This is a genomic window from Plantactinospora soyae (assembly GCF_014874095.1).
GTDB lineage: Bacteria > Actinomycetota > Actinomycetes > Mycobacteriales > Micromonosporaceae > Plantactinospora > Plantactinospora soyae.
In genome coordinates this window covers 7399125-7423839 of record NZ_JADBEB010000001.1, presented here as the reverse complement: position 1 = coordinate 7423839, position 24715 = coordinate 7399125, and the positions used below count along the sequence as shown (strand labels likewise).

Annotated in this window: 20 protein-coding genes and 1 riboswitch; of the genes, 6 read left to right on the top strand and 14 right to left on the bottom strand. The window is 71.1% G+C overall.

From position 1 onward, the window contains the following. Positions 1–76: 76 nt before the first annotated feature. From H4W31_RS32635 to H4W31_RS32625, 3 genes are all read right to left on the bottom strand, one after another. Positions 77–904 carry a carbohydrate ABC transporter permease gene (locus H4W31_RS32635; protein ID WP_192770132.1) on the bottom strand — a complete coding sequence of 276 codons (828 nt, stop codon included), beginning with the start codon at positions 902–904 and terminating at the stop codon, positions 77–79. Then, positions 901–1848, bottom strand: a complete 948-nt coding sequence (locus H4W31_RS32630; protein ID WP_192770131.1) for a carbohydrate ABC transporter permease — start codon at positions 1846–1848, stop codon at positions 901–903. The genes H4W31_RS32635 and H4W31_RS32630 overlap by 4 nt, the downstream gene beginning before the upstream one ends. A 70-nt stretch (positions 1849–1918) precedes the next feature. Beyond that, positions 1919–3232, bottom strand: a complete 1314-nt coding sequence (locus H4W31_RS32625; protein ID WP_192770130.1) for an extracellular solute-binding protein — start codon at positions 3230–3232, stop codon at positions 1919–1921. 270 nt (positions 3233–3502) lie between these two features. Between H4W31_RS32625 and H4W31_RS32620 the strand changes: the two genes are divergently transcribed. Continuing rightward, complete coding sequence (locus H4W31_RS32620) at positions 3503–6718, top strand: family 78 glycoside hydrolase catalytic domain (protein ID WP_192770129.1); 3216 nt, start codon at positions 3503–3505, stop codon at positions 6716–6718. Positions 6719–6811: 93 nt separating this feature from the next. Here H4W31_RS32620 and H4W31_RS32615 read toward each other — a convergent pair whose 3' ends face one another. From H4W31_RS32615 to H4W31_RS32570, 10 genes are all read right to left on the bottom strand, one after another. Further along, the gene (locus H4W31_RS32615; RefSeq protein WP_192770128.1) at positions 6812–8155 is read right to left on the bottom strand and encodes an ABC transporter substrate-binding protein; all 1344 of its coding nucleotides are present in this window, start codon (positions 8153–8155) and stop codon (positions 6812–6814) included. Positions 8156–8192: 37 nt separating this feature from the next. Further along, positions 8193–9017, bottom strand: coding sequence for a carbohydrate ABC transporter permease (locus H4W31_RS32610; RefSeq protein WP_318783536.1), 825 nt, complete (start codon positions 9015–9017; stop codon positions 8193–8195). After that, positions 9014–9976 carry a carbohydrate ABC transporter permease gene (locus tag H4W31_RS32605; RefSeq protein WP_318783535.1) on the bottom strand — a complete coding sequence of 321 codons (963 nt, stop codon included), beginning with the start codon at positions 9974–9976 and terminating at the stop codon, positions 9014–9016. Before H4W31_RS32605 ends, H4W31_RS32610 begins: the two co-directional genes overlap by 4 nt. Continuing rightward, entirely contained in the window at positions 9969–10673 is a 705-nt protein-coding gene (locus H4W31_RS32600; RefSeq protein ID WP_192770127.1) for a glycerophosphodiester phosphodiesterase, read from the bottom strand. Before H4W31_RS32600 ends, H4W31_RS32605 begins: the two co-directional genes overlap by 8 nt. A gap of 274 nt (positions 10674–10947) precedes the next feature. Further along, positions 10948–11832, bottom strand: a complete 885-nt coding sequence (locus tag H4W31_RS32595; protein WP_318783534.1) for an inositol monophosphatase family protein — start codon at positions 11830–11832, stop codon at positions 10948–10950. Further along, on the bottom strand, positions 11829–12833 hold the full coding sequence (locus H4W31_RS32590; RefSeq protein WP_192770126.1) for a 2-hydroxyacid dehydrogenase: 1005 nt from the start codon (positions 12831–12833) through the stop codon (positions 11829–11831). The genes H4W31_RS32595 and H4W31_RS32590 overlap by 4 nt, the downstream gene beginning before the upstream one ends. Continuing rightward, positions 12830–14308, bottom strand: coding sequence for an FGGY-family carbohydrate kinase (locus H4W31_RS32585; protein WP_192772565.1), 1479 nt, complete (start codon positions 14306–14308; stop codon positions 12830–12832). Before H4W31_RS32585 ends, H4W31_RS32590 begins: the two co-directional genes overlap by 4 nt. Further along, on the bottom strand, positions 14283–15071 hold the full coding sequence (locus tag H4W31_RS32580) for a DeoR/GlpR family DNA-binding transcription regulator (protein ID WP_192770125.1): 789 nt from the start codon (positions 15069–15071) through the stop codon (positions 14283–14285). The genes H4W31_RS32585 and H4W31_RS32580 overlap by 26 nt, the downstream gene beginning before the upstream one ends. 76 nt (positions 15072–15147) lie before the next feature. Further along, entirely contained in the window at positions 15148–15834 is a 687-nt protein-coding gene (locus tag H4W31_RS32575) for a histidine phosphatase family protein (protein WP_192770124.1), read from the bottom strand. After that, positions 15831–17330 (bottom strand): FGGY-family carbohydrate kinase, encoded by a 1500-nt coding sequence (locus tag H4W31_RS32570; RefSeq protein ID WP_192770123.1) that lies wholly within the window; start codon positions 17328–17330, stop codon positions 15831–15833. The genes H4W31_RS32575 and H4W31_RS32570 overlap by 4 nt, the downstream gene beginning before the upstream one ends. A gap of 301 nt (positions 17331–17631) precedes the next feature. After that, a riboswitch (guanidine-I (ykkC/yxkD leader) is annotated at positions 17632–17749 on the top strand. A 48-nt stretch (positions 17750–17797) separates the two neighbouring features. Between H4W31_RS32570 and H4W31_RS32565 the strand changes: the two genes are divergently transcribed. From H4W31_RS32565 to H4W31_RS32545, 5 genes are all read left to right on the top strand, one after another. Beyond that, positions 17798–18952, top strand: coding sequence for an agmatinase family protein (locus H4W31_RS32565; RefSeq protein ID WP_192770122.1), 1155 nt, complete (start codon positions 17798–17800; stop codon positions 18950–18952). After that, positions 18949–19956, top strand: coding sequence for an ABC transporter substrate-binding protein (locus H4W31_RS32560; RefSeq protein ID WP_192770121.1), 1008 nt, complete (start codon positions 18949–18951; stop codon positions 19954–19956). Before H4W31_RS32565 ends, H4W31_RS32560 begins: the two co-directional genes overlap by 4 nt. 1 nt (position 19957) lies before the next feature. Beyond that, on the top strand, positions 19958–20848 hold the full coding sequence (locus tag H4W31_RS32555; RefSeq protein ID WP_192770120.1) for an ABC transporter permease: 891 nt from the start codon (positions 19958–19960) through the stop codon (positions 20846–20848). Beyond that, on the top strand, positions 20845–21618 hold the full coding sequence (locus tag H4W31_RS32550) for an ABC transporter ATP-binding protein (protein ID WP_318783533.1): 774 nt from the start codon (positions 20845–20847) through the stop codon (positions 21616–21618). Before H4W31_RS32555 ends, H4W31_RS32550 begins: the two co-directional genes overlap by 4 nt. Positions 21619–21850: 232 nt before the next feature. Then, the gene (locus tag H4W31_RS32545) at positions 21851–23146 is read left to right on the top strand and encodes a sulfite oxidase (protein ID WP_192770118.1); all 1296 of its coding nucleotides are present in this window, start codon (positions 21851–21853) and stop codon (positions 23144–23146) included. A 48-nt stretch (positions 23147–23194) separates the two neighbouring features. Here H4W31_RS32545 and H4W31_RS32540 read toward each other — a convergent pair whose 3' ends face one another. Further along, positions 23195–24439, bottom strand: a complete 1245-nt coding sequence (locus H4W31_RS32540) for an exo-alpha-sialidase (RefSeq protein WP_192770117.1) — start codon at positions 24437–24439, stop codon at positions 23195–23197. Positions 24440–24715: the final 276 nt, after the last annotated feature.

Here is a 24715-nt window from a genome sequence, read left to right as displayed (position 1 = left end):
GAGCCGTTCGGGAAGTCGGTCCGCTGGGAGCCGTTCGGGAAGTCGGTCCGCTGGGAGCCGTTCGGGAAGCATCGGGTCAGCCCTTCAGGCCGCTGGAGAAGCCACGGATGACGTACCGCTGGAGGACGAGGAAGACGGCCAGGATCGGCAGTGCGGCCAGCACCAGGCCGGCGGCGACCAGGCCGTAGTCCGAGGTGTACTCGTTGACGAACGCGAACACCCGGACCGGGACGGTCTCCCGGCCGGAGCCGCCCAGGTAGAGCAGCGGGGTGAAGAAGTCGTTCCAGACGTGCACCGCGTTCAGGATCAGCACCGTGCCGGTGATCGGCCGCAGCAGCGGGAACACCACCCGGGTGAACGCCTGCAGGTGCGAGGCGCCGTCGATCAGCGCCGCGTTGGCGTAGTCGGCCGGCAGCGACCGGATGAAACCGGTGTAGAGGAAGACGGTGAACGGCAACTGGATGCCGGTGTAGAACAGGATCATTCCCTGGTACGTGCCGATCAGCTCCAGATCGGAGACGAGCTGGTAGAGCGGGATCATGCCGAGCTGGATCGGCAGGATGATGCCGAGCAGGAACAGGATGTAGAGCCCGTAGCTGAGCCGGGTGGCCCGGCGGGCCAGGAAGTACGCCGCCAGCGAGCCCAGCGCGACCAGGGCGACGATGCTCACCACCGTGATGATCGCGCTGTTGAGCAGCGACGAGCCCAGCGACGCCTGCTGCCAGGCGGCCGAGAAGCTCTGCACGCCGGGGGGATCGGGCAGGCCCAGCGGGTTGTTCGCCACCTGGCCCGGGTCCTTGAGCGCGAGCGTCACCAGCACGTAGACCGGGAACAGGAAGGCCACCGCGGCGGCCACCATCACGATCTCCAGCAGGAAGGTCCGGGGCCGGTACCGGGTGTTCATGAGGTGGTCTCCCGGGAGCGCAGGTAGGCGATCTGTACGAAGGACACGGCGGCCACGAACAGCGCCAGGACCAGCGCGACCGCGGTGCTGTAGCCGAACCGGCCGTACACGAACGCCTGTTTGTAGAGCACCGTGGACAGGGTGTCGGTGGCGTAACCCGGTCCACCGCCGGTCATCGCGAGGATCTGGCTGAACAGCGTCAGCCCGCCGACGGTGGAGAGCATCACGTTGATCGTCACGGCGGGCGCCAGCAGCGGCCAGGTGATGTACCGGAACCGGCCGAGGCTGCCGGCGCCGTCCACCATCGCCGCCTCGTGCAGTTCCTTCGGTACGCCCTCCAAGCCGGCCAGGAAGATCACCATCGAGTACCCGGCGCACTGCCAGATCACCGTGAACGCGGTCGACCAGAGCGCGAGGTCCGGGTTGCCGAGCCAGTCCTGGCGCAGCCCGCCGAGCCCGATCGAGCCGAGCAGCGCGTTGAGCCCGGCGTCCGGTGCGGGGTTGTAGACGTACTTCCACAGGAAGGCCACCATCACCGGACTGACCACCACCGGGGCGAAGAACACCGCCCGCAGCGTCATCCGGCTCTTGATCGCGGTGTGTACGCCGAGCGCGAGCAGCAGGCCGATGCCGTTCTGCACGAAGACGATGGCGACGGTCAGCAGCAGCGTGTTGCGCAGCGACCCGAGTGCCTGCTCGTCGTGCAGGAGTTCGCGGAAGTTCGCCAGGCCGATGAACGATCGGTCCTCGCCCACCCCGGACCAGTCGGTGAACGCCGAACCGACCCCGGCGAGGCTGGGGTAGAGCACCACCAGGGCGTACACGGCGACGGCCGGTACCGCGAACAGCCATGGTGGTGCCGTACCCGACCGGCGGCGTCGGCGCGGTGCGACCGGGGCCGCCCGCGACGCCGACGACGCCGCCGCCTCCTTGAGCACGGTCATGCCGGCCCCTCGCTGCGCTCGGCGCCGCCACAACTGGCACTGAGCTGGCCGATTCGCTCGCTACGCTCGCTCATGACGTCTTCCGGTACGCCTCGTCCATCTTGGTCAGCGCGCCCTCGATGGTGTTCCGGCCGCCGAGCAGTTCCTGCACCACCGCGAAGTGGGTCGGCTGGACCTGGGCGTTGGGCCACCGTTGATCCATGAACGGCACCGCCTTGTTCTCCGCCAGGTACGGCATGAACGGCTTGAGCACCGGGTCGACGTCGGGCTCACCGTCGGCGTAGAGCGGCACGCAGGCGGCGGCCTTCGCCCACGCCCCGACGATCGCCGGTTGGGCGCAGAACTCGACGAACGACTTCGCCGTGTCGAGTCCCTTGCTCTTGGCGCTGACTCCGATGCCGACCACGATCCCGCCCGGGATCCAGTTCTCCGCCGCGACGTCGCTGCCGGGCATCGGGAACATCGCGATGTCGTCCGGGGCCGTCGCCGCCTTTCGGAACGCGTCGAGTACGGCGGAGACCTGGATCGCCATGCCCGCCTTGCCGGTGCCGACCAGCGAGACCGACTGCTCGTACGTGGTGCCGTTCGGGTTGTCGTTGAAGAAGCCCCGCTCCTGCAGTTCGAGGTACGCGGCCATGGCGTCCCGCCAGCCGGACTGGGCGAAGCTCGTGGTGCCGGCGCCCATCCGGTCGTCGAAGTCGGGCTGCTTGGCGTAGACCTTGGACGGCACCAGGGCGTAGTTGATGAGCTGGGTGACCCAGGGGGTCTGGGCGCCGAGCGCGATCGGCACGATGCCCTTGCGCTTGAGCGTCTCGCAGACCCGGATCAGCTCGCTCCAGGTGGTCGGCGGTTCCACCCCGGCGGTGGCGAACGCCTTCTTGTTGTAGACCGCACCGAGCACGCTCGTGCCGGGCGAGAAGATGTAGGTCTTGCCGTCGTTGGAGTAGGCGCCCTTGAAGCCGGTCGGGATGCGCTGGGTCCACGACTGGGCGCTCAGGTCGGCGAGCAGGCCGGCCTTGCTGATCTGCACCATGGACATCGCGCTGCCGTTGCCGGGGTAGACCGCGTGCAGGTCCGGGGCGTTGCCGGCGGCCAGTTGCGCCCGTACCGAGGTCTGGATCTGGTCGGCCGGCGCGAACGAGAGGTTGATCGAGACGTCCGGGTGCTGCTGCTTGTACTGGTCGAGGGCGAGCGCCAGCCCGGCCTCCTGGCTGCCGGCGCCGATCATCTTGAGGTCCTTGCCGTCACTGCCGCCCGACCCGCCGCCGCAGCCGGCCAGCAATCCGGGTACGGCGGTGGCGGCGGTGGCTCCGCCGAGGAGGCGCAGGAAACCCGCACGGCTGACCGTCGTACGCCGCTGCGCCCTGCCGAACTGCCCTGTCATCTGTTCCTCCTGTGCTGCGGGCGGCCCCGAGAGCCGATGGAACGTTTCAGAAGTCGTGCCCGGACGGGCGCTCTCAGTAGTGTTGAGAAGTACTCAGGCAAAAGTGTGAGATATATCAGCCTGAGCTGGAGGTTACGAGCCCATTAACCGGGCTGTCAACCCCCTGCTGGGCATGCGATTGCGCGCTCCTGAGCGCCTTGACAAGCGCGGGCGCGATGTTAACCTCTGCCGGTTCTGAAAGGTTTCACTGTCATCTTCACAGGAGTCGACGTGAGAACTAGCCAGTCCACGATCCGGCCGGTGTCCCTGCGCGTCGAGCGGGCCGTCGACCCGATCGGTATCGACGAACCCCGACCACTGCTCGGCTGGCAACTTCCCGCCGGGGCCCGGGGGCGCGCGCAGACGGCGTACCAGGTCGTGGTCACCGACGACGCCGACGCCGTGGTCTGGGACTCCGGCACCGTTGCCTCCGCCGACTCCGTCGACGTGCCGTACGGCGGGCCGCCCCCGCGCCCCCGGACCCGTTACCACTGGCGGGTCCGGGTGATCGACGAGCGCGTCGAACCATCCGACTGGAGCCAACCGGCGACCTGGGAAAGTGGACTGATGCGGCCCGGCGAGTGGACGGCCGACTGGATCACCTCGGCCGCCGAGGCCGCCGTACCGGTCCGGATCGACCTGGACACCCGGGCGCCGTTCGAGAACATCGAACGGATCTGGGCGGCCGGAACGCCCGCGCCGGCGGAGGCGCTGTTCCGGGCCGAGTTCACCGTGCCGCCCGGTCGCGCGGTGACCGGGGCCCAGCTGACCACCGGCGGCGCCGCCGAGATCACCGCCTGGCTCAACGGCGTGCCGGTGCACGGCACCGACCCGCGTCCGGCGGTCCGGGTCGGCCGCAACGTGCTCGCGCTGCGCGCGGTGGCCGGCGCGCTGCCCGGCGGCCTGGTCGCTCGGCTGACGGTGAGCCTGGCCGACCTGCACCCGGTGCTGCTGGTCGCCGACGACCGGTGGCGGGCCGCCGCCGCCCCGATCCGGCCCGAACAGATCGGTCCGGGCGAGCTTGCTGGTCCGGGCGAGCTTGCTGGTCCGGGCGAGCTGGCCGGTCCGGGCGGGTGGACCGGGTCCGGCGAGGCGACGCCGGACTGGGCCCGGCCCGACCACGACGACTCCGGTTGGGCCAAGGCGGTGGCTCTCGGACCGCACGGCAACCCGCCGTGGGGCCGGGAACCGGCAACCTACCGACCGAGCCCGTACCTGCGGCGTGCCTTCGAGGTGTCGGCGCCGGTGCGGCGGGCCCGGCTCTACGCCACCGCCGCCGGGCTGTACGAGCTGACGATCAACGGGGCGCCGGTCGGCGACCACCGGCTCGCTCCCGGCTGGACCGACTACCAGCTACGGGTGCCGTACCAGTGTTACGACGTCACCGCCCTGCTCCGGCCGGGACGCAACGCGCTCGCCGGGACCCTCGCCGACGGGTGGTACGCCGGCCAGGTCGGCTTTCTCGGCGCCGGACACTACGGCGACGTCCGCGCGCTCCGCGCCGAACTGCACCTGGACCTCGACGACGGTACGCACACCGTGCTCGGCACCGACGGGCGGTGGCGGACCGGCGAGGGCGGCCTGCGCTACGCCGACCTGCAGAACGGCGAGGTCTACGATGCCCGCCGCGAGCCGGCCGGCTGGCGGGAGCCCGACTTCGACGACACGGACTGGCCGGCGGCGGTGCCGGTACCCGGACCGGCCGGCGCGCCCCAGGCCCAGATCGCCGAGCCGATCCGCGCGCTGCACGAGTTGCCGGCGCGGACCGTCACCGAACTCCGGCCGGGCACCGTCGTCGTCGACTTCGGCCAGAACATCGCCGGCTGGCTGCGGCTGCGGCTGCGCGGCCGGGCAGGGCAACGCATCATGCTGCGGCACGCCGAGGTGCTCGACCCGGACGGCGAGCTGTACCTGACGGCCCTGCGGACCGCCCGAGCCACCGACGAGTACGTGCTGCGCGGCGAGCCCGACGGCGAGGAGTACGAGCCCCGGTTCACCGTGCACGGCTTCCGCTACTGCGAGGTCAGCGGCCTGTCGGAGGCACTGGACGGCGCCGACGTCACCGCCGTGGTCGCGTACGCCGACATGCCGGCCACCGGCAGGTTCGGCTGTTCGTCGGAGCCGTTGAACCGGCTCCAGGCGAACATCGTGTGGAGCCAGCGCGGCAACTTCCTCACCGTGCCCACCGACTGCCCGCAGCGCGACGAGCGGTTGGGCTGGACCGGGGACGCCCAGGTGTTCGCCGCCACCGCCGCGTTCAACTACGACGTCCGCTCGTTCCTGCGCAAATGGCTGCAGGACGTCCGCGACGCCCAACGCCCGGACGGCGCGATCGCACACGTGGCACCCGACGTCATGACCGGCGCCCAGGTCGACAACCCGACCCGGTGGGCCGGCAGCGGCGGCTGGGGCGACGCCGTGGCGATCGTGCCGGAACGGCTGCTGACCGCGTACGCCGACCGGCGCGCCGTGACCGAGAGCCTGGACGCGATGGACGGCTGGCTGCGGTACCTCGACCGGCGTGGCGGCGGGGACCAGCCCGACGGCGGGTACGCCGACTGGCTCGCCGTCACCCCGACCCCGAAGGAACTGGTCAACACCGCGTACTTCGCGTACACGGCCCGACTCGCCGCCCGGCTCGCCGAGAGCGTCGCCGACCCGAGGGCGGGGGACTGGCACGCCCTCGCCGACCGGCTGCGCGCGCAGTTCCAGGCCCGGTACGTCGGTGGCGGCGGCCGGGTCTCGTCCGGCACCCAGACCGCGTACGTGCTGGCGCTGCACGCCGACCTGCTGCCCGCTGCCGATCGGCCGGCGGCGGTGGACCGGCTCGCCGCCGAGGTGGCCGCCCGGCACGACCACCTGACCACCGGGTTCCTCGGCACTCCGTGGCTACTCGACGCGCTGACCGAGGGCGGTCGGGTGGACGTCGCGTACCGGCTGTTGACCCAGTCGGGGTACCCGTCCTGGCTGTATCCGGTGGTGCACGGCGACGCCACGACCATCTGGGAGCGCTGGGACTCGTGGAGCGACTCCCGTGGCTTCCAGAACCCGCACATGACCTCGTTCAACCACTACGCGTACGGCGCGGTCGGCGACTGGCTCTACCGCACCGTCGCCGGACTCGCCCCGACCGCGCCGGGATACCGGACGATCCGGATCCGACCCCGACCGGGCGGGGGTCTGTCCTCCGCCGAGGCCGAGTTGGCGACGGTGCACGGCCGGGCCGCCGTGGCCTGGCGGGACGAGGCGGGGGCGTTCATTCTCGACGTGACGGTGCCGCCGAACACCACGGCCGAGGTGTGGGTGCCGGACGCCGACCCGGCGGACGTCACCGAGGGCGGAACGCCCGCGTCCGACGCCGACGGGGTACGCGCCAGCCACCGCGCCGACGACGGGTCGGCGGTCTTCACGGTCGGCTCCGGCACGTACCGGTTCCGCCGCGGCTGATCCGCCGACGGCCCCGTCTCGTCCCCGGGTGCGTCCGCCCGGCGGCCCGCCGCCAGAGTCAGGTGCGGAGGCGGCGGGCCGGGGCGGAGACGGTCAGCTGTACTTGGCGACCGCGTCCTTGACGCTCTCGGCGTTCTTGCGCAGTTCCTCCGCCACCGCCGAGAAGACCTGCTGGGCCGGCTGGTTGTCGGCGTAGATCTTCTGTAGGCCGCCGTAGATGGCCTTGTTCGCGTTCGGCACCAGCAGCCGGACCTGGTCCTGCGCCTGGGTCTTCGGCAACTGGTCCACCGCGACCTTGTAGCCGGGCCGCTCGGTGAAGAGCTTCTGCAACTCCGGGGTCTGCTGCGCGGCCTTGGTGGACGGCAGGTAGCCGGTGTCGACCGACCACTGCGCCACGTTCTCCGGCCTGGCGGCGAACCGGATGAACTCGAACGCGGCCTCCTTGCGCTCCTTCGGCGGGCCGGCCAGCATCGCCAGCCCACCGCCGCCGGTCGGGCAGCCGAACGCCTTCTGCTCGGGCAGGAAGGCGGCGCCGAACGCGAACTTGGCCTCCTTGGTCAGCGTCGTCATCACGCCGGTGGAGTCCTGGAGCGTGCCGACCAGCCCGTTGGTGAAGTCGACCCGGGGGCTCTCGGTCATGTAGGCGAGCTTGTCCTGGTGGATCAGCCGCCGCTGCCACTCACCGGCCTCGACCGCGCCGCCGGTGTCGATGGCCACCTCCATTCCCTTGGAGTAGTTCCCGCCCCACTGCCACACCGCGCCCTGGAACATCCAGTCCCCGTCCACCCGCGGGTACGCGTGCAGCCGGGGCGCCCGGCCGCCGACGCTCACCTTCTGCAGCGCCGGTGCCCACTCCCGCAACTCGTCCCAGGTCTTCGGGCCCCGATCCGGCAGGCCGGCCTTCGCGAACATGTCCCGGTTGTAGTAGAACAGCGGCGTACTGCGGCCGAACGGCACCCACCACACCTCGTTCCGGACGGTGCCCTCGGCGATCAGCGAGTCGACGTACTCGGCTGGGGAGAAGCCGTTGTCGAAGTAGCCGGTCATCGGCTCCAGCGTCTGGTTGAGATGGAACCGGTGCCAGGTCACCTCGGAGAAGATGCACAACTCCGGGATCTGCCGGGCCTGGAGGCCGGCGGCGAGCTTCTGGGACACCTCGTCGTAGGTGCCCTGGAACTGCGCCTCCAGGTAGACGTCCTGCTGGGACTCGTTGAACTTGCCGACCAGCCGGTTGAAGGCGTCGGCCGGCACTCCGCTGTACGGGTACCAGACCACCACCCGCTGCCGCTTGGCGTACTGGCCGGGCACGTCGCCCTTCGGCTGGCTGAACTGGCTGCCGCCGCTTCCGCCGCCACCGCCACAGCCGAGCGGCGTCAACGCGAGCGCGGCGCCACCGGCGAGGCCGAGCAACCGGCGCCGGGAAAGGGGTGTGGACATGGTTGGTTCCCTCCGGGAGTGAGGAGCAGGTCGGACGTCAGCCCTTGACGGCACCCTGGGTGAGGCCGGCGACGATCTGCCGCTGGGCGACGAAGAAGACGGCGAGGACCGGAAGTACGACGAAGACGGTCGCGGCCATCACGGAGCCCCAGTTGACGTAGCCGTCGGCGTCCTTGAGCATCAGCAGCCCCACCGGCAGGGTCCGCATGGTCTCGGTGTTCGTGACGATCAACGGCCAGATGAAGTCGTTCCACTTGCTGACCAGCGACACGATCGCGACCGTGATCAGCATCGGGCGGGACAGCGGCAGCACGACCCGGAACAGGATGCGCAGGTGCCCGGCGCCGTCCGCCCGGGCCGCCTCGATGATCTCGATGGGGATGGTCAGCATGTGCTGGCGCAGCAGGAACGCGCCGAACGCCGAGGCCGCGCCCGGGATGACGATGCCCTGGTAGGTGTTGATCCAGCCCAGGTCGGCCACGGTCAGGTAGTTGGCGAGCAGGGTGACGTGTCCGGGCACCATCAGCGCGCCGAGCAGCGCGGCGAACAGCACCCGCTTGGCCGGAAACCGCAGGAACACGAAGGCGTACGCGGTGAGCACCGCGTTCGCCACCTCCAGCAGCGCCCCGGAACCGGTGGTGATCAGGGAGTTGAGGTAGAACTGGCCGAACGGCGCCGCCCGCCACGCCTCCGCGTAGTTGCCCCAGCGCAGGTCACCGGGCCACCAGACGGGCGGGAAGGTGTAGATGTCGCCGGACTGCTTCAGCGACGAGGTGAACAGCCAGTACAGCGGCCCCACCATGGTCACTCCGACCAGGGCGAGCAGTGCGTAGAGGCCGAACCGGCGCATCCGTGTGGTCACCGGTAGTGCACCTTTCGCTCGAGATAGCGGGTCTGCAGCAGGGTGACCGCGAGCAGGATCGCGAACATCACCACCGCACCCGCGGCGGCCGGACCGGCCTGGAAGGCGATGAAGCCCTTGTCGTAGACGTACCAGGAGAGGATGGTGGTCGCTCCGCCCGGCCCGCCGTCGGTCATCACCGCGATCACGTCGAAGGCCTGGAACGACGAGATGATCGTCGTCACCACCAGGAAGAACGTCACCGGAGAGAGCAGTGGCAGGGTGATCCGGCGGAAGATCCGCCACGCGCCGGCGCCGTCCAGCGCCGCCGACTCGTAGAGGTCCCGGGGCAGGTTCTGCAACCCGGCCAGGTAGACGATCGCGCAGAAGCCGACGTTCTTCCACAGGTAGACGATCATGATCGCCGGCAGGGCCCAGTCGGAGTCGGTGAGCCAGGCCGGCGAGGTGGCGCCGACGAGTTCGAACAGGAACCGGGACAGCCCGTAGTTCGGGTCGAAGATGAACAGCCAGGCCAGTCCGATCGCGGCGCCGGAGAGCACGTGCGGCGCGAAGACCATGGTCCGGACCAGCCCCCGGCCGCGCAGCCGCTGGTTCAGCAGCACCGCCACCGCCAGACCCAGGACCAGGCTGCCGCCGACCACCCCGACCATGAAGTACGCCGTGGTACCGAGCACGTCGACGAACTCGTTGCCGGTGAACAGGTCGACGTAGTTGTCCAGCCCGACGAACCGTTTGACCGGGGCGATCATGTCCCACTCGGTCAGGCTCAGGTAGGCGTTGTAGACCACCGGCCAGTACGAGAAGACCCCGATCAGCAGGAAGTTGGGCGCGACGAAGGCCAGGAAGAGGGCGTACTCCCGCAGGCGCCGACCGCGTCGGGTCCGGGCCACGGATCGTCGGGCGGTGTCGCCGGCGGTCGGCACCGGCCTGCCCCGCCCGGCTACCGTCGGGTCACTCACCGGCCGGAACGGGGGCGGCGAGCCGCAGCAGGGCGTCGACGTCGTCGCTGACGATGCCGTCCACTCCGTACGCGTACGCGGCGGCCAGGTCCGCCTCGGCGACGAGCGGGCCGACCCAGACCTGGTAGCCGCGCTCCCGCATCGCCGGTACCCCGCACGCGTCGGCGACCCGCCAGCGCGGACCGAAGTACTGCGGGCGCAGTGCGTCCAGCAGGTCCTGCGGCGGCGGTGCGGGTTCGGTCCAGTCCAGCCCGATCAGCGCGTCCGGCTCGGCCGCGCGCAGCCGGACCAGTGCCTCCCGGCCGCCGCTGCGGGCCGCCACGAAGATGGCCCGGTCGAAGGCGTCGCCGTGCCGGCGCAGTTCCCGGACCGCGGGCTCGACCACGTCGTCGGTCTTCAGGTCGACCAGGAACGTCGTCCGGGGGAAGGCGACGAGCAGTTCGTCCAGGGTGGGCACCTGGTGACCGTCGGTGCCGGCCGTCCGTACCTGCGCGAGGGTCAGGTCGGCGATCGCCGCCGGTACGTCCCACAACCGGTCCAGCCGGGCGTCGTGCAGCAACGCGATCCGGCCGTCCCGGGTCAGCCGCAGATCGAACTCCAGGGTGTTCGCGCCCTTGTCGACCGCCGACTGGAACGCCGGCATGGTGTTCTCGCGGTGGGCGAGCGGATCGCCCCGATGCGCGATCGTCAGGAACATCGAGCCTCCTCGGGTGACCGGCGGTAGCCCACCGCTCTTAACGCCGTAGAACGTTGCTATCACGGACGTTGTTAACACATACCGTCGGTAGTTAACACGATCGGAACCGGCGGGGCAAGTGTGGAATCGAGGCTGCGGAGCAGGCAAAAGCGGAGCGGGTGCGGTCGTGTGCGCTGTGCGACGGGCGACAGCGCAGGGCCCGCACCGGCCACCGGTGACCTAGGAAGATGTTAAGAACCGGCCATCGGCCGTTAAGAGTCGTGCCGAGGAAGATTCAGTCCGCGAGACCGCGTACCAGGGCCAGGATCTCGTCCAGCACGGGTGACGCGGCGGCGATGGTGGCCGTCGCGGCGAGGGTGTGTTCGCTGCCGTCCCGATCCACCGTCCGGGCCCCCGCCTCTCGGGCCAGCACCACCCCGGCGGTCACGTCCCACGGGTTGTTCGAGAACATCACCAGCGCGTCCAGCCGGCCCGAGGCCAGCCAGGCGAGGTCCACCGCGGCGGTGCCGAGCATCCGGACCCGCTGGGCCCGGGACACCAGCGCGGCGGTCATCGCCAGCCGCTCGCGGTTACGCCCGGCCGCGCCGCTGCCCACGGCGTAGTCGCCGATCGCCACCAGCGCCTCGTCCAGCCCCGTCGGCCGGTTCGCCGAGATCCGCTTCCCGTCGGCGTACGCGCCCGCACCCTCGACCGCCCAGTAACGCTGGCCGAGCAGCGGCAGGTCGATCACGCCGAGCACCGGCCGGCCGGCGCGGAGCAGCCCCAGCGACACCGCCACCAGTGGCAGGCCGTGGACGAAGTTGACCGTCCCGTCCACCGGGTCGAGCACCCAGACCAGTTCGGCGTCGGGATCCAGCGAACCCTCCTCCTCGCCCACGAACCCGATCTGCGGGGTACGTCGGCGCAGGTACTCCCGGACCGCCCGCTCGACCGCGAAGTCCACCTCCGAGGCCATGTCCCGCTCGCCCTTGGCGGTCAACGCACCGGGCCGGCCGGTCCGGATCAGGTCGGCGGCGAGGTCCACCGCCGCCGTGGCGACCGGCAGCAGCGCCACGAGGTCTTCGGTCCGCACCTGCGCCCCGGTCGTCGATCCAGGATCGGTCACCGGCTCGGGGCCGGTCACCGGCTCGCGATCGGTCACCGGCTCGGGGTCGGTCACCGGTCCCGCTCGGCGAGGTACTCGGCGACGGCGTCGGCGGCCTGGGCGGCGGCCCGCTCGGCGGTCTGCCGGGTGGCGCCGGCCAGATGCGGGGTGAGCACCACCCGGGGCGCGGTACGCAGCCGCGAGCCCGCCGGCAGCGGCTCGGTGTCGAAGACGTCGAACCCGGCCCCGCCCAACTGCCCCGACTCCAGCGCGTCCACCACGGCGTCGTAGTCGAGCAGGCCGCCGCGCGCGGTGTTCACCAGTACGGCACCACGGGGCAGCCGGGCCAGCTCCTTCACCCCGATCATGCCGGCGGTCTCCGGGGTCATCCGGGCGTGCAGGCTCAACACCGCCGACCGCTCCAGCAGCTCGGCCAGCCCGACCGGGCTCGCGCCGTCCAGCGTGGCCGGATCGGCGTACGGGTCGTGGACCAGCACCTCCGCGTCGAAGGCCCGCAGGATCCGACCGACCCGCCGGCCGATCGCGCCGTAGCCGACCAGCCCGACCGTGCTGCCGGCCAGTTCGGAACCGACCTCGTCCAGCGCGTACAGGTCGCTGCGCCAGGCACCGTCCCGGACACCGGCGTGCCGGTCCGGGATCTGCCGCAGGGTGGCCAGGATCAGCGCCACGGCGTGCTCGGCGGCGGCGACCGCGTTGCGCCCCGGCGTGGTCCGGACCCGCACCCCCGCCTGCGCCGCGGCCGCCAGGTTGACGTTGACGGGGCCGCCCCGGCACACCACGACCAGCCGCAACGCGTCCGCCGCGCCCAACACCCGGGCGGTGAACGGGCCCATCTGGGTCACCGCCACCTCCACTCCGGCCAGCGCCGCGATCAGCTCGTCCTCGTCCCCGGACGCCTCGTCCACCTCGGCGATCCGGCCGAACGGGACGTGCGGCCAGGGCAGCGTCAGCGTGCGGGCGGTGAACACCGGACCGATCCGCGCCCGTAGCGCGTCGGTGACCAGGTCGGGCGTCACGAAATGGTCGCCCGCGATCAGGACGTGGGTGGTTGTCAAGCGTCTACCTTTCGATTCCAGGCCGGACGGGCCTGCGTGATGTGCTCCAGATAGCGGGCGTAACCGGCCTCGTACCGGTCCCGTGCCGGCCCGTCCGGCTCGTACCGCTGGCCCGGCGGGTACCAGCCGGACGCGTCCGGGTCGGCGCCACCGGCCACCGACAGCGCCGCCAGCGCCGCGCCGCGCGCCCCGATCTCCTCACCGGCCAGCACCCGCACCGGTCGGCCCAGCGCGTCCGCGAAGATCTGCGCCCAGCGTGCCGACCCGACCCCGCCGCCGCAGGCGGTGAGTTCGCCGGTCAGCTCCGCGGCGGTCAGGCAGTGCCGGGCGCTGTACGCGATCGCCTCACAGGTCGCCCGGACCAGATCCGCCGGCTCGGTGCCCAGGTGCAGGCCGTCCATCCGGGCCCTGGCCCGGGGCGCCACGAACGGCGCCCGCTCACCGGCCTCGGCGAAGAACGGCAGCACGGTCAGCCCGTCGGCCCGGCCCCGGGCCAGCAGGTCCGGCAGGTCGGAGACGGCCGCACCGACGAGCCGGAGCACCCAGTCCAGTGCGGCCGTGCCGACCATCGCGGGCAGGGCCCGTAGCCACCGGTCGGGTTGCCAGGTGTTCAGCGTCAGGCCGCACGGCTCGCCGGTCGTGTCGACCTCGTCCCGGAGTACCTGGCAGGCGAGGGTGGTGCCGACGATGAGCAGTCCGGCGCCGACCGACCGGACCCCCGCACCCCAGGCCGAGGCGGGCAGGTCGTAGGGCGCGGCGATGACCGGCAGGCCGACCGGCAGGCCGGTCCGCTCGGCCGCTGCCGCGTCCAGCGTGGCGTGCGGGGCGTCGTGCACCGGCGCCAGCAGGTGCCGGCGGTGCGCCAGGCCGCAGGCCGCGATCAGGTCCTCGTCGTACCGGCGGGTGCGGGGGTCGAGGAACGGGGCCGAGGCGTCGGACGGGTCCGTGGCCCGCAGCCCGGTGAGCCGCTGCACGACCATGTCCTTGCAGTACGCGGCGGTGGCGGCCCGGTCCAGTACGGCCGGTTCGTGCGCGTCGAGCCAGGCCAGCAGCGGTCCGGAGGCGCCGGGGAACGGGTAGTTGCCGGTACGTCGGTACGCCACCTCCAGCAGCCCGTCCGCCGCCCACTGCTCCAGGATCGGCGTGGACCGGGCGTCCAACCAGGAGATCGCCGGCCGGACGGGGCGCCCGTCGGCGTCGACCAGCCACAGCCCGTCGCCCTGTCCGGTGACCCCGAGCGCGGTGACCGGCCGGGGCACCCGCTCCCGCAGTTCGCCGAGCACCGCCAGCACGGACTCCAGCACCTGGTCGGCGTCCTGCTCGTACCGGCCGGGGCCGGCCCGGTCGAGCACCGTGGGCCGGGCCGCGCGGGCCAGTGCCGCGCCGTCCGGGCCGAACGCGACCGCCTTGGTGACCGTGGTTCCGACGTCGACGCCGAGCACCACGGGTTCACGCGATGTCGTACCGGACACCATGTTCACGCATCTCCGACAACGTCTCCTCCGGGGCCTTGGCGTCGGTGATCACCAGATCGAATTCACGCAGCGGTGCCAGCCGGTGCAGCGCGGCCCGGCCGAGCTTGGTGTGGTCCACCATCAGCACGCTGCGCTGTGCCGCGCGGATCATCGCCCGTTTCACCAGGACGATCTCCTGTTCCTGGTGGTAGGCGTACCCGCCGGAGACCGCCGAGGTGGAGGCGAACAGCAGGTCGACCCGCAGCGCCTCGATCGCCTCCACGCACGGCACTCCGAGGAACGAGTCGTGGGTCGGGTAGTACTCGCCGCCGAGCGCCAGCAGCCGTACGCCGCGTACCCCGGAGAGCAGCTTGATCGTCTCCAGGAAGTTCGTGATCACGGTGAGCGGGCCGGCGTCGTCCTCCAGCAGCCGGGCCACCTCCAGGGTGGTGGTGGAGTCGTCGAGCATCACCGCCATGCCCGGTTCGATCAGGGCCCGCGCCTGGCGGGCCAGGGCCAGCTTCTCCTCCCGGGCGGCGCGCAGCCGGAACGACACGTTCGACTCGAAGACACTCGACGGTTGGGCGCTGACGCCGCCCCGGAACTTGCGGACCACGCCCTGACGCTCCAACTCGTCCAGGTCGCGGTGGATGGTCATCAGGCTGACGTGGAACATCTCGGCCAGCTCGGTGGCGGAGACCGAACCGTGCTGGAGCACGTGTTCGGCGATCTCCACCTGGCGTTGGGCGGGCCGGCTGCGCTCAGGAGAGTCAGTAGCGCTCATGCCGGCACTCCGCTTCGCTGCGTGCCGTCATGAGGCACGTTCGCCCTGAGTTGGCTGATTCGCTCGCTGCGCTCGCTCATGTTTTCCTCTGGTCGGCGTCGTCGTGGTCGGGATCGTCCCATCCTCGACACAACGGCACGTTGTAGGCCAGCAACGCCACCGGCTCGGCGTGCAGCCCTGCACGGTCGGCCGGGACCGGGAACCGGAGGGTGGTGGTCGCGACCGGATCGAGCAGCGGCAGCCGGCGGCGGTACTCCGCCAGCGGCACCCCCAGCACCGCACACGTCACCAGCCGGATCAGCGTGTTGTGCGCGACCACCAGAATCCGTCCGCCGGGATCGGCGGTGGCCAGCGCGGTGAGCGCTTCGAGGGCCCGGGACACGGCCTGATCCGGCCGTTCGCCCTCGGGGAAGTGGTCGGCCGCCGGATCGGCCTCGAACCGGGCCACCAGCTCGGGGTCGGTGGCGCGCAGGTCGGTCAGGGTACGGCCCTCGGCGATGCCGAAGTCGAGTTCCCGCAGCCGAGGCTCCACCAGCGGGGACAGGCCGGTCGCCGTCGCGGTCGGGGCGGCCGTGTCCCGGGCCCGGCGCAACGGGGAGCAGACCAGGCCGGTGAACTCCTGCCGTGCCGCCCACCGGGCCAACTGCTGGGCCTGCCGCTCGCCGACGGTGTCGAGCGGTACGTCGCTGCGCCCGGCGTACCGGTTCGGATGGTGCCAACCGGTCCGGCCGTGCCGGGCGAGCACCAGCGTCGTACTGGTCACGACAGCTCCTTGGCGTAGGTGGCGAACTCCTCGTCGACGTGTCCCCGCACGGCGAGCGCGTCGACGAACCGGGCGTACGGCTCGGCGAACCGTTCCCGGGTGCCGGGCCGGGGCGCCAGTACCCGGGCCACCCGTACCATCCGGCGGGCCGCCTCGGTGAGGTTGTCGTCGCCGGCCGCCGCCAGCACGGCCATCCCGAACGCCGGTTCGGCGGTACGCGGCAGGGTCACCTCCCGGCCGAGTACGTCCGCGCGCAGTTGGGACCAGTACCGGCTGCGGGTCGCCCCGCCGGTCAGCGAGAGCGGGCCGGTGACGTCGGCCCCGAGCCGGCGAAGGTGGGCGTAGCAGAGCCGTTCCACGTACGCGACGCCCTGGAGCACTGCGGCGTACCGGTCCGCGTCGTCGGCGAAGGTGCCCACCTCGAACGGCTCGGCGGCGGGCCGGACGAACGGGAACCGCTCGCCGGGGGAGCGGAGTGGATAGACGAGCCCGCCGGCCGGTTCGTACCCGGCGGCGGCCCGGTCCATTCCGGCCCGGTCGACGCCGGGAAACCTCGCCTCCAGCGCGCCGGCCCCCACGTTCGACGCCCCGCCCGGCAGCCAGCCGCCGTCCGGGTGCCGGTGTGAGTAGACCGCACCGACCGGATCGGTCAGCCGGACCGGGGTGACGCCCTTGAGGACCAGCGTGGTGCCGAGGACGGAGTTCCAGCTTCCGGCCTCCAGCGCCCCGGCGGCGATCTGGGCGGCACAGCCGTCGGTCATGCCGGCCCGTACGGGCACCCCGACGGGGAGCCCGGTATGGGCGGCCCCGGTCGGGTCGAGTGCGCCGATCCGGGTTCCCGGCCGGACCACCCGGGGCAGCGTGCCGGAGGGGAGCCCGAGCTTGTCGAGTACGCCGGTCGGCCAGCCCCCGCCGTCGGGGTCGTACCCCGTCTTGAGCGCGGTGCTCCAGTCGGTGGCCACCGGGGACCCGGTCAACCGGGTGGCGAGGTAGTCGCCGCAGTGCCGCAGTGCGACCCGGCCGGCGTCAAGGTCCGCGCGAAGCTCGGCCGGGCCGTGTCGGAGCAGCCAGAGCAGCTTGGGCAGGGCCCAGGACGGTTGGGTGGCGTACCCGAGCGCGGCCCAGACGTCGGCGCCGGCTTTCGCGACGTCCTCGGCCTCACGCTGGGCCCGGGAGTCGTCGTACATCAGGGCCGGGGTCCGGGCCTCGCCGTCCGGACCGGCCAGCAGGAAGGTGCCGGAGGTGCCGCAGATCGCCAGTGCGCCGACCCGGGTCGGTTCGACGTCGCGCAGGGCCCGCCGGAACGCCGCGCCGAGCGCGGACCACCAGTCGGTCGGGTCCTGTTCGTGCCGGTCGCCGGTCCGCTGGCTGGTCAGGGCCTGCGATCCGTGCCCGGCGACGGTGCCGGCGCCGTCGACGAGCAGGACCCGCAGGCTCTGGGTGCCGACGTCGACGCCCGCCCAGAGTCGCCCGGCGGCCGGCTGGTGTTTTCGCATCGAGGATTACCGCCTCCACGGCGAGAGCAAATGAACAGGCGTAGACGTTAACTTAACATCACGGTTGCCGCGAGAGCCACCCCGCCGGGCCCCGATGGAGACCGCGTTGAGCGGGGACTCTGGTCGTCAGTGGGGCCGGAGTGGTTGTCACGGGTTCGGTAGGGTGGTTGATAACTTAACGGGCAGAGTGTTAAATAACATCGCGCGCGAGAGCGACCGCAGACGCGGCCGATACCTGCCGGCAACGGGCGGGCAAAACGCGGGAAACGCGGGCGCCCTACGTTTCGATACGACTCATCCACTGAGGCGCGCCTAGGGTTCCGCCGCCCCCGCAGGGGGGCGGGCCTGGTCCGAGAGGCGCAGGCGGGGCCGGCGGCGCTGTCGGCACCGTTCCACGGCGGGACAAAAGCCCGGGAGACAGCCAACACCCGGCTGTTCCCGGCCGGGCGACCTTTCCGGAGGTGCCCATGGGCTTCGCGCACCATCATCACGGTCAGTCGGACGGGCAGACCCCGCCGCTGCACGACAATTACGGCCCCGAGGCTCGCTACGCGGTGGAGCGGGAGGCGGAACTTCCCACCACCAGATGGGAGGCGGAGGTCGAACGCGGACTGCGACTCGGACTGCCCGGCGCGGACTCCATCGTGGATCGCCGGATCCCGACGTTCTCCCGCGGCGAGCTACCGCACTTCGCCGGAATCAACACCTTCCTCAAGGCGCCCTACGTCGAGGACGTCACCACCTGCGGCGAGTACGACGTCGCGGTGCTCGGCGCCCCCTTCGACGGCGGTACGACGTACCGGCCGGGGACCCGGTTCGGCCCCCAGGGTATCCGGAAGATCTCCGCGCTGTACGGGCCGTACAGCTTCGAACTCGGCGTCGACCTGCGGGAATCGATCACGATCGCCGACCTCGGTGACATCTTCACCATCCCGGCCAACATCGAAAAGACCTTCGACCAGATCTCCAAGGCGGTCGGCCACGTCTACGCCTCGGGCGCCTTTCCGGTCGTGCTCGGCGGCGACCACTCGATCGGCTACCCCACCGTGCGCGGGGTGGCCGAGCACCTGTCGGGAAACCTCGGCATCATCCACTTCGACCGGCACGTCGACACCCAGGAGACGGATCTCGACGAGCGGATGCACACCACGCCGTGGTTCCACGCCACGGACATCCCCAACGTCCCGCCGAAGAACCTGGTCCAGATCGGCATCGGCGGCTGGCAGGCGCCCCGGCCCGGGGTGAAGGTCGGCCGGGAGCGCGGCACCACGATCATGACGGTCACCGACTGCGTCGAGATGGGAATCGAGGCCGCCGCCGCGAAGGCCCTGGAGGTCGCCTGGGACGGTGCCGAGGCGGTCTGGCTTTCCTTCGACGTCGACTGCCTCGACGCCGCGTTCGTCCCCGGTACGGGCTGGCCCGAACCGGGCGGCTTCCTGCCGCGCGAGGTCCTGAAGTTCATCCAACTGATCGCCGAACGACCGCTCGCCGGCATCGAGGTGGTGGAGTGCTCTCCGCCGTACGACAACGCGGAGATCACCTCGCTGATCGCCACCCGGGTCATCTGCGACACCCTCGGGTGCCTCGTCCGCGCCGGTCATCTGCCTGGGAGAAAGCCATGAGAAGACGGCACCTGACGGAACTCCTGGCGGTCGCGGCGTGCGTCGTCGTACTGGCCGCCACGGCGGCCTGCGGCGGGGACGGCGGGGCCCGTCCGGGCCAGCCCGCCACGGTACGGCTCGGCTTCAGTGCCTGGCCGGGCTGGTTCCCCTGGCAGGTCGCGCAGGAGAAGGGACTGTTCAAGGAGAACGGCGTCACCGTGGAGGTGACGTACTTCGACAGCTACACCGACAGCCTCCAGGCGCTGAGCACCGGCAACCTCGACGCCAACAGCCAGACCCTGAACGACACCCTCTCCTCGGTCAGCGGTGGGGCCAAACAGACGATCGTCCTGGTCAACGACAACTCGACCGGCAACGACCAGATCATCGCGGCGCCCGGCATCAACAGCGTCGCCGACCTGCGGGGCAGGAAGGTCGCGGTCGAGCAGGGCACGGTCGACCACTACCTGCTGCTGCTCGCCCTCGAGAAGGCGGGCCTGACCGAACGGGACATCACCCTGACCCCGCTGCTCACCGATGCCGCCGCAGCGGCGTTCGTGGCCGGCCAGGTCGACGCGGTCGGGGTGTTCGCGCCGTTCACCACCACCGCGCTGGGACGCTCCGGAAGCCGGGCCATCGCGACGTCGAAGGACTTCCCCGGTGCCATTCCCGATCACCTCGCCTTCGACACCGAATTCGTCTCCGACCATCCGGACGAGGTGCAGAAGGTCGTGCAGACCTGGTTCGACACCCTGAAGTGGATCACGGCGAACCCGGGCGAGGCGGTGACGATCATGGCGCGCCGGGGCGGGGTCAGCGAGGCCGACTACCAGACGTACAACGCCGGCACCACCATCTTCACCCGGGAACAGAACCTCGCCGCGTTCACCCCCGGTGCCGACCCCACCCACCTGGACCACCAGGCCGACCAGATCGCCGAGTTCCTGGTGAAGACCGAACTGGCCCCGGCCAAGCCGTCCCTAGACGGGCTGCTGGAGCCGAAGTTCGTACAAGCGGCGACCTGAGATGGAACGCCTCGCCGAGCCGCGTCCGTCCGGGGGAGCGGCGCCGGAACGTCCGCCGACCGCCCGGCAACTCTTCGGGTCGCTGCCCCGCCGCCGTCCGTCCGGGCGGCCGGGAACGGTACTGGCGCTGCGTACCCCGTTGCCCGGCCGGACCCGCACCATCCTGGTACTGGCGTCGGTGGCCGTACCGCTGCTGGCCTGGCTGGTGCTCGGCGCCACCGGGGCCGTCGACCCGCGGTTCCTGCCGGCCCCGGGCGCGGTCTGGGCGGCCGGAGTCGAGATGGCCCGCAGTGGGGAACTCGTCACCGACGCCTGGGCCACCGTCCGGCGGATCCTCTACGGGTACGGGCTCGGGGTCGCGGTGGCGGTGCCGCTCGGCGTGGCGATGGGCAGTTTCACCGCCGCCCGTTCGGCGCTGGAACCGGTCAGTGGACTGCTGCGGTACCTGCCAGCCGCCGCATTCACGCCGTTGCTGCTGATCTGGCTGGGCATCGGGGAGTCTCCGAAGATCGCGCTCATCTTCATCGGCACGGTCTTCTTCAACATGCTGATGGTCGCCGACGCGGTCCGACAGGTGCCGCTGGACCTGGTCAACGTGTCGTACACGCTGGGCGCCCGGCGGAGTGAGGTCCTCGGCAAGGTGATCCTGCCGTACGCCCTGCCCGGCATCGTCGACGCGGTACGGGTGAACTTCGCCGCCGCCTGGGGGCTGGTCGTGGTCGCCGAGCTGGTCAACAGCCAGGAGGGACTGGGCAAGCGGATCCTGCTCGCCCAGCGCTTCACCCAGACCGACAAGATCTTCGCGATCCTGGTGGTGATCGGCCTGATCGGGGTGACCGCCGACGTGGCGCTGCGGATCACCCGGGACCGGATCGGAAGGTGGGTGCCGTGACCGGGCTGCTCGAACTCGTCGGAGTCGGCAGGGAGTTCCAGCGACGTGGTCGGGCCGTACCCGCACTGACCGACATCGACCTGCGGATCGCCCGTACCTCGTTCGTCTGCGTGGTCGGGGCGAGCGGTTCCGGCAAGTCCACGCTGCTGTCCCTGGTCGCCGGGCTCGACCGGCCGTCGGCCGGGGAGATTCTGCTCGACGGCAACCCGGTGCTCGGGCCCGGCCCGGACCGTGGCCTGGTGTTGCAGAGCGGGGCCGTCTATCCCTGGCGGACGGTCGAGCGCAACGTCGCGTTCGGCCTGGAACTGCTCCGGATCGACCGGGCGGAGCGGTCCCGCCGGGTCGCCTGGTATCTGGAGGAGACCGGGCTGACCGCACTCCGCTCGGCCCTGCCGAGACAACTCTCCGGCGGGCAGCGCCAACGGGTGGCGATCGCCCGGGCACTGGCCTGCGAGCCGGACGTCCTGCTCCTCGACGAGCCGTTCGGCGCGCTGGACGTGCAGACCAAGGAGGACATGCAACTTTTCATCCGACGGGTGTGGCGGGACACCGGCACGACCGTGCTGATGGTCACCCACGACGTGGAAGAGGCCGTCTTCCTCGGTCAGCGGGTGGTGGTGCTGGCCAGCGATCCCGGGCGGATAGCCGCCGACATCACGCTGGAGCTGCCCGAGGAGCGCGAACTGGCGATCAAGCGGACGCCGGAGTTCCTGGAGCTGCGGGCCCGGGTCGAGGACCTGGTCCGGACGTTCCACCACCACGCCGGATAGCCGGGAGCACGGATCGCCGGTCAGCTCACCTCCAGGCCTGGTGAACGCCGCTGCGGCCCAGGCCGGCTTGATCCCGGGTTCGGCCTGCGCACGCGGTTGGATCCGCCGACGGCATGATCTCCGGTCTCGCGCGGGGAGCCTGTGGTCCTATAGCCTACAAGAGCTATGGGAAAAGTAGGCTGCCTTTGGGTTGGCTGCGGTGAGCCGCCCGTCCGCCGAGGGGGAAGCTGACATGGACCAGAACGAGTTGACGAACGAGGGTGCCTACGACCGGCTGCGGCTCGGGCAGTGGCTGCGCGGAGAAGCTCGGGGTCACGGTCTCTCCCGGCGTGACGTGATGCGCCTGGCGGGGGGTGTCGGATTGCCGCTGGTGGCGTCGCAGTTCGCGTCCGTACCGATGGCGTCCGCCGAGCCGGCGGCCCGGACACCGGCAGCAGTCGGGCCGATCCTGAAGCCGCTGCCGGCCGAGCTTTTCCAGGTGCACGGCACCAACGCCGAAACGCGGTGGGAGGCGCTGTTCGGTCAGGGGTACCTGGTGCCGATCGACCGGTTCTTCGTTCGCAACCACACGCAGACGCCGGTGCTCGACCCGGAGAGCTGGCGGCTGCGGTTGTTCGGCACGGGACTGGCCGGCGCGCCCACCGCCGCCGACCCGGTCGAGTTCAGCTACCGACAGTTGCGGGCCCTTCCGGCCCGCACCCTGACCGCCTTTGTGGAGTGCGCGGGAAACGGCCGCAGCTTCTTCACGAACCAGCAGGGCCAGCAGGTGTCCGGTACCCCATGGAAGCTGGGTGCGATCGGGGTGGCCCGGTGGCGCGGGGTGCCACTGTCCACCGTGCTGCGTGCTGCCGGGTTGACTCCGGCGGCGGTCGACGTCATGCCGCAGGGGCTGGACGCGGACTTCGTCAGCGGGGGAGTGAACCTCGGTCCGGTGCGCCGCCCGCTGCCGCTGGCCAAGGCGCTGCGCGACGTGCTGCTGGCGTACGAGATGAATGGTGAGCCGTTGCCGCCGGATCACGGGTTCCCGGTCCGGCTGGTGGTGCCGTCCTGGATCGGGATCTCGTCGATCAAGTGGGTCGGCCAGATCGAGGTGTCCGACGGTCCGCTGTTCTCGCCGTGGAATACCCAGTTCTACCGCCTGATCGGGCCGGACTACCCGCAGGAGGGCACGCTGCTGGGTCCGCAGGTGGTCAAGAGCGCCTTCGAACTGCCCTGGGACGCCCAACTCGCGGCGGGGCGGCGGTACGTGCTGCGCGGCCGATCCTGGTCGGCGAATGGACCGGTACGGCAGGTCGTCGTGAATACCGACGGCGGTACGTCGTGGCGTCGCGCCCGTCTGGTCGGCTCTACCGTCGGAAAGGGCTGGCAGCGGTGGAAGATCTCCTGGAAGCCGCCGGCCTCCGGGGTGTACGCACTGCGGGCGCGGGCCACCGACGTCACCGGAGCAACTCAGCCCGAGACGGTGCCGCACAACACCCAGGGCTACCTGTTCGGCGCTGTCGTGCGGCATCCGGTCACCGTGGCCTGAGGGGTCGGCGGCAGGTCAGCACGCCGTCCGACCCGGCCGAGTTCAATGTCAGTTATTGGGGCCGTTGAGGATCCAGGACAGGTTGAACCGGCGCCACACGATCGCCCGGTAGGAGTTCGCTCCTGATCCGTCGTTGAAGAAGTCGGTTTCCACCAGTGCGCCGATCCGGAAGTCGGCCGTCTTTGTCATGCTGGAGTAGCCGCCCTCGTAGCCGACGCCGGAGACGGGTGCATCGCTCAGCTTGCGGCCGTAGTTGAACTTGCGGGCGTCGGCGTCGTAGCTGATTCGCACCCGCATCTCGCGCCGGCTGGTGGTCGACGCCGAGTTGAGGAAGACGGTGCGGGCCGGCGAGTCGGTGTTGTAGAGCAGCACCGAACCTTCGCACCGTGGGTCGGGCAGGCCGCCGTCGGCGGTGAGGGTGCCGAACCCGCTCAACGTGCCGCGGCCAACCCAGCGGTACGTGCCGGAGTCTGGCCGATCGTTGCGGTAGAGGTTGCCGTCGGGGGTCTGGGCGATCGTGCCCTCGTTTCCCGCGCCGGTCAGGAGCTGGTACGACCAGCTGCGGTTGCCCGGACTGCCCAGGCCGACGATGTTGCGACCCTTCGCGGGGATCACCAGCTGTCCGGCAGTGAGCTTGATACCGATACCGGGGCCGACCGCATCCCACGACCAACCGTTCGGCGTCAGTTGCGAGGTCATGTCCTGAGGCTGGGACCAGGTCGCGCCGTCATTCGTGCTGGTGACCAGGTAGAGACGGCGCCGGCCGGCCTCGGTGGAATCGATCTTCTTGGTCAGGGAGCCGTCCGGCAGTTCCTCACCGCCCTTCAGGCTGCGGTCGCCCGCGTTCCAGGACAGGAAAAGATAGATGGTGGCGCCGTCCACGACCGCGGTCGGGTTTCCCCAGGTCCCGTTGCCCGAGCCCACGACCTCCTTGAGGGGCTCCCAGTCGCCGGGCGCCGCTCCGTGGTCCGTCGTGGTCTTTGTGCGCTTGTAGACGAGGTTGATGTCGCCGTGGTCCCGGTTGTTGTGCCGCCGGCCCTCGGCGAAGGCCAGGATCCGGCCGGTGGTGGTCCGGACGACGGCCGGGATCCGGAAAGAGTGGAAGCCCACCCCACTGGAGAGCTTGTCCGGCGAGGACATGTTCGCACTGCGGAACAGCGGAAACCCGGCGTGGTACTGGGCGACGTCCTTTGCGGGATCGTCGACCGCCGCTCCAGCCGCGCCGGTTGGCGGTACGACTGCGGCGACAGCGATGCTCGTGATCACCAGGATGGTGGCGGTTCGGCCCCTCATGTTCACGTCGATCCTCCCCAGGTCCGGACGCGGTAGGTCCCGGACGGTATCTGCCACCGTTGAACGGCAGGTAAATAACCTACGTCTCCATTGACGTGAAGGAAAGATAGCTACAACTCCTCGTGCGGCGTGCGGCGTGCGGCGTGCGGCGTGCGGCGTGCGGCGTCGGCTACCGGGCCTGGGCGTCGTGCCGTGTGCCTGCCGTAACTCGTCGCACCGGCTGTGAGCTGGGGTTCTCGGCTCGGGCTGATGATCTCTGGTATGACCGTGCGGTTG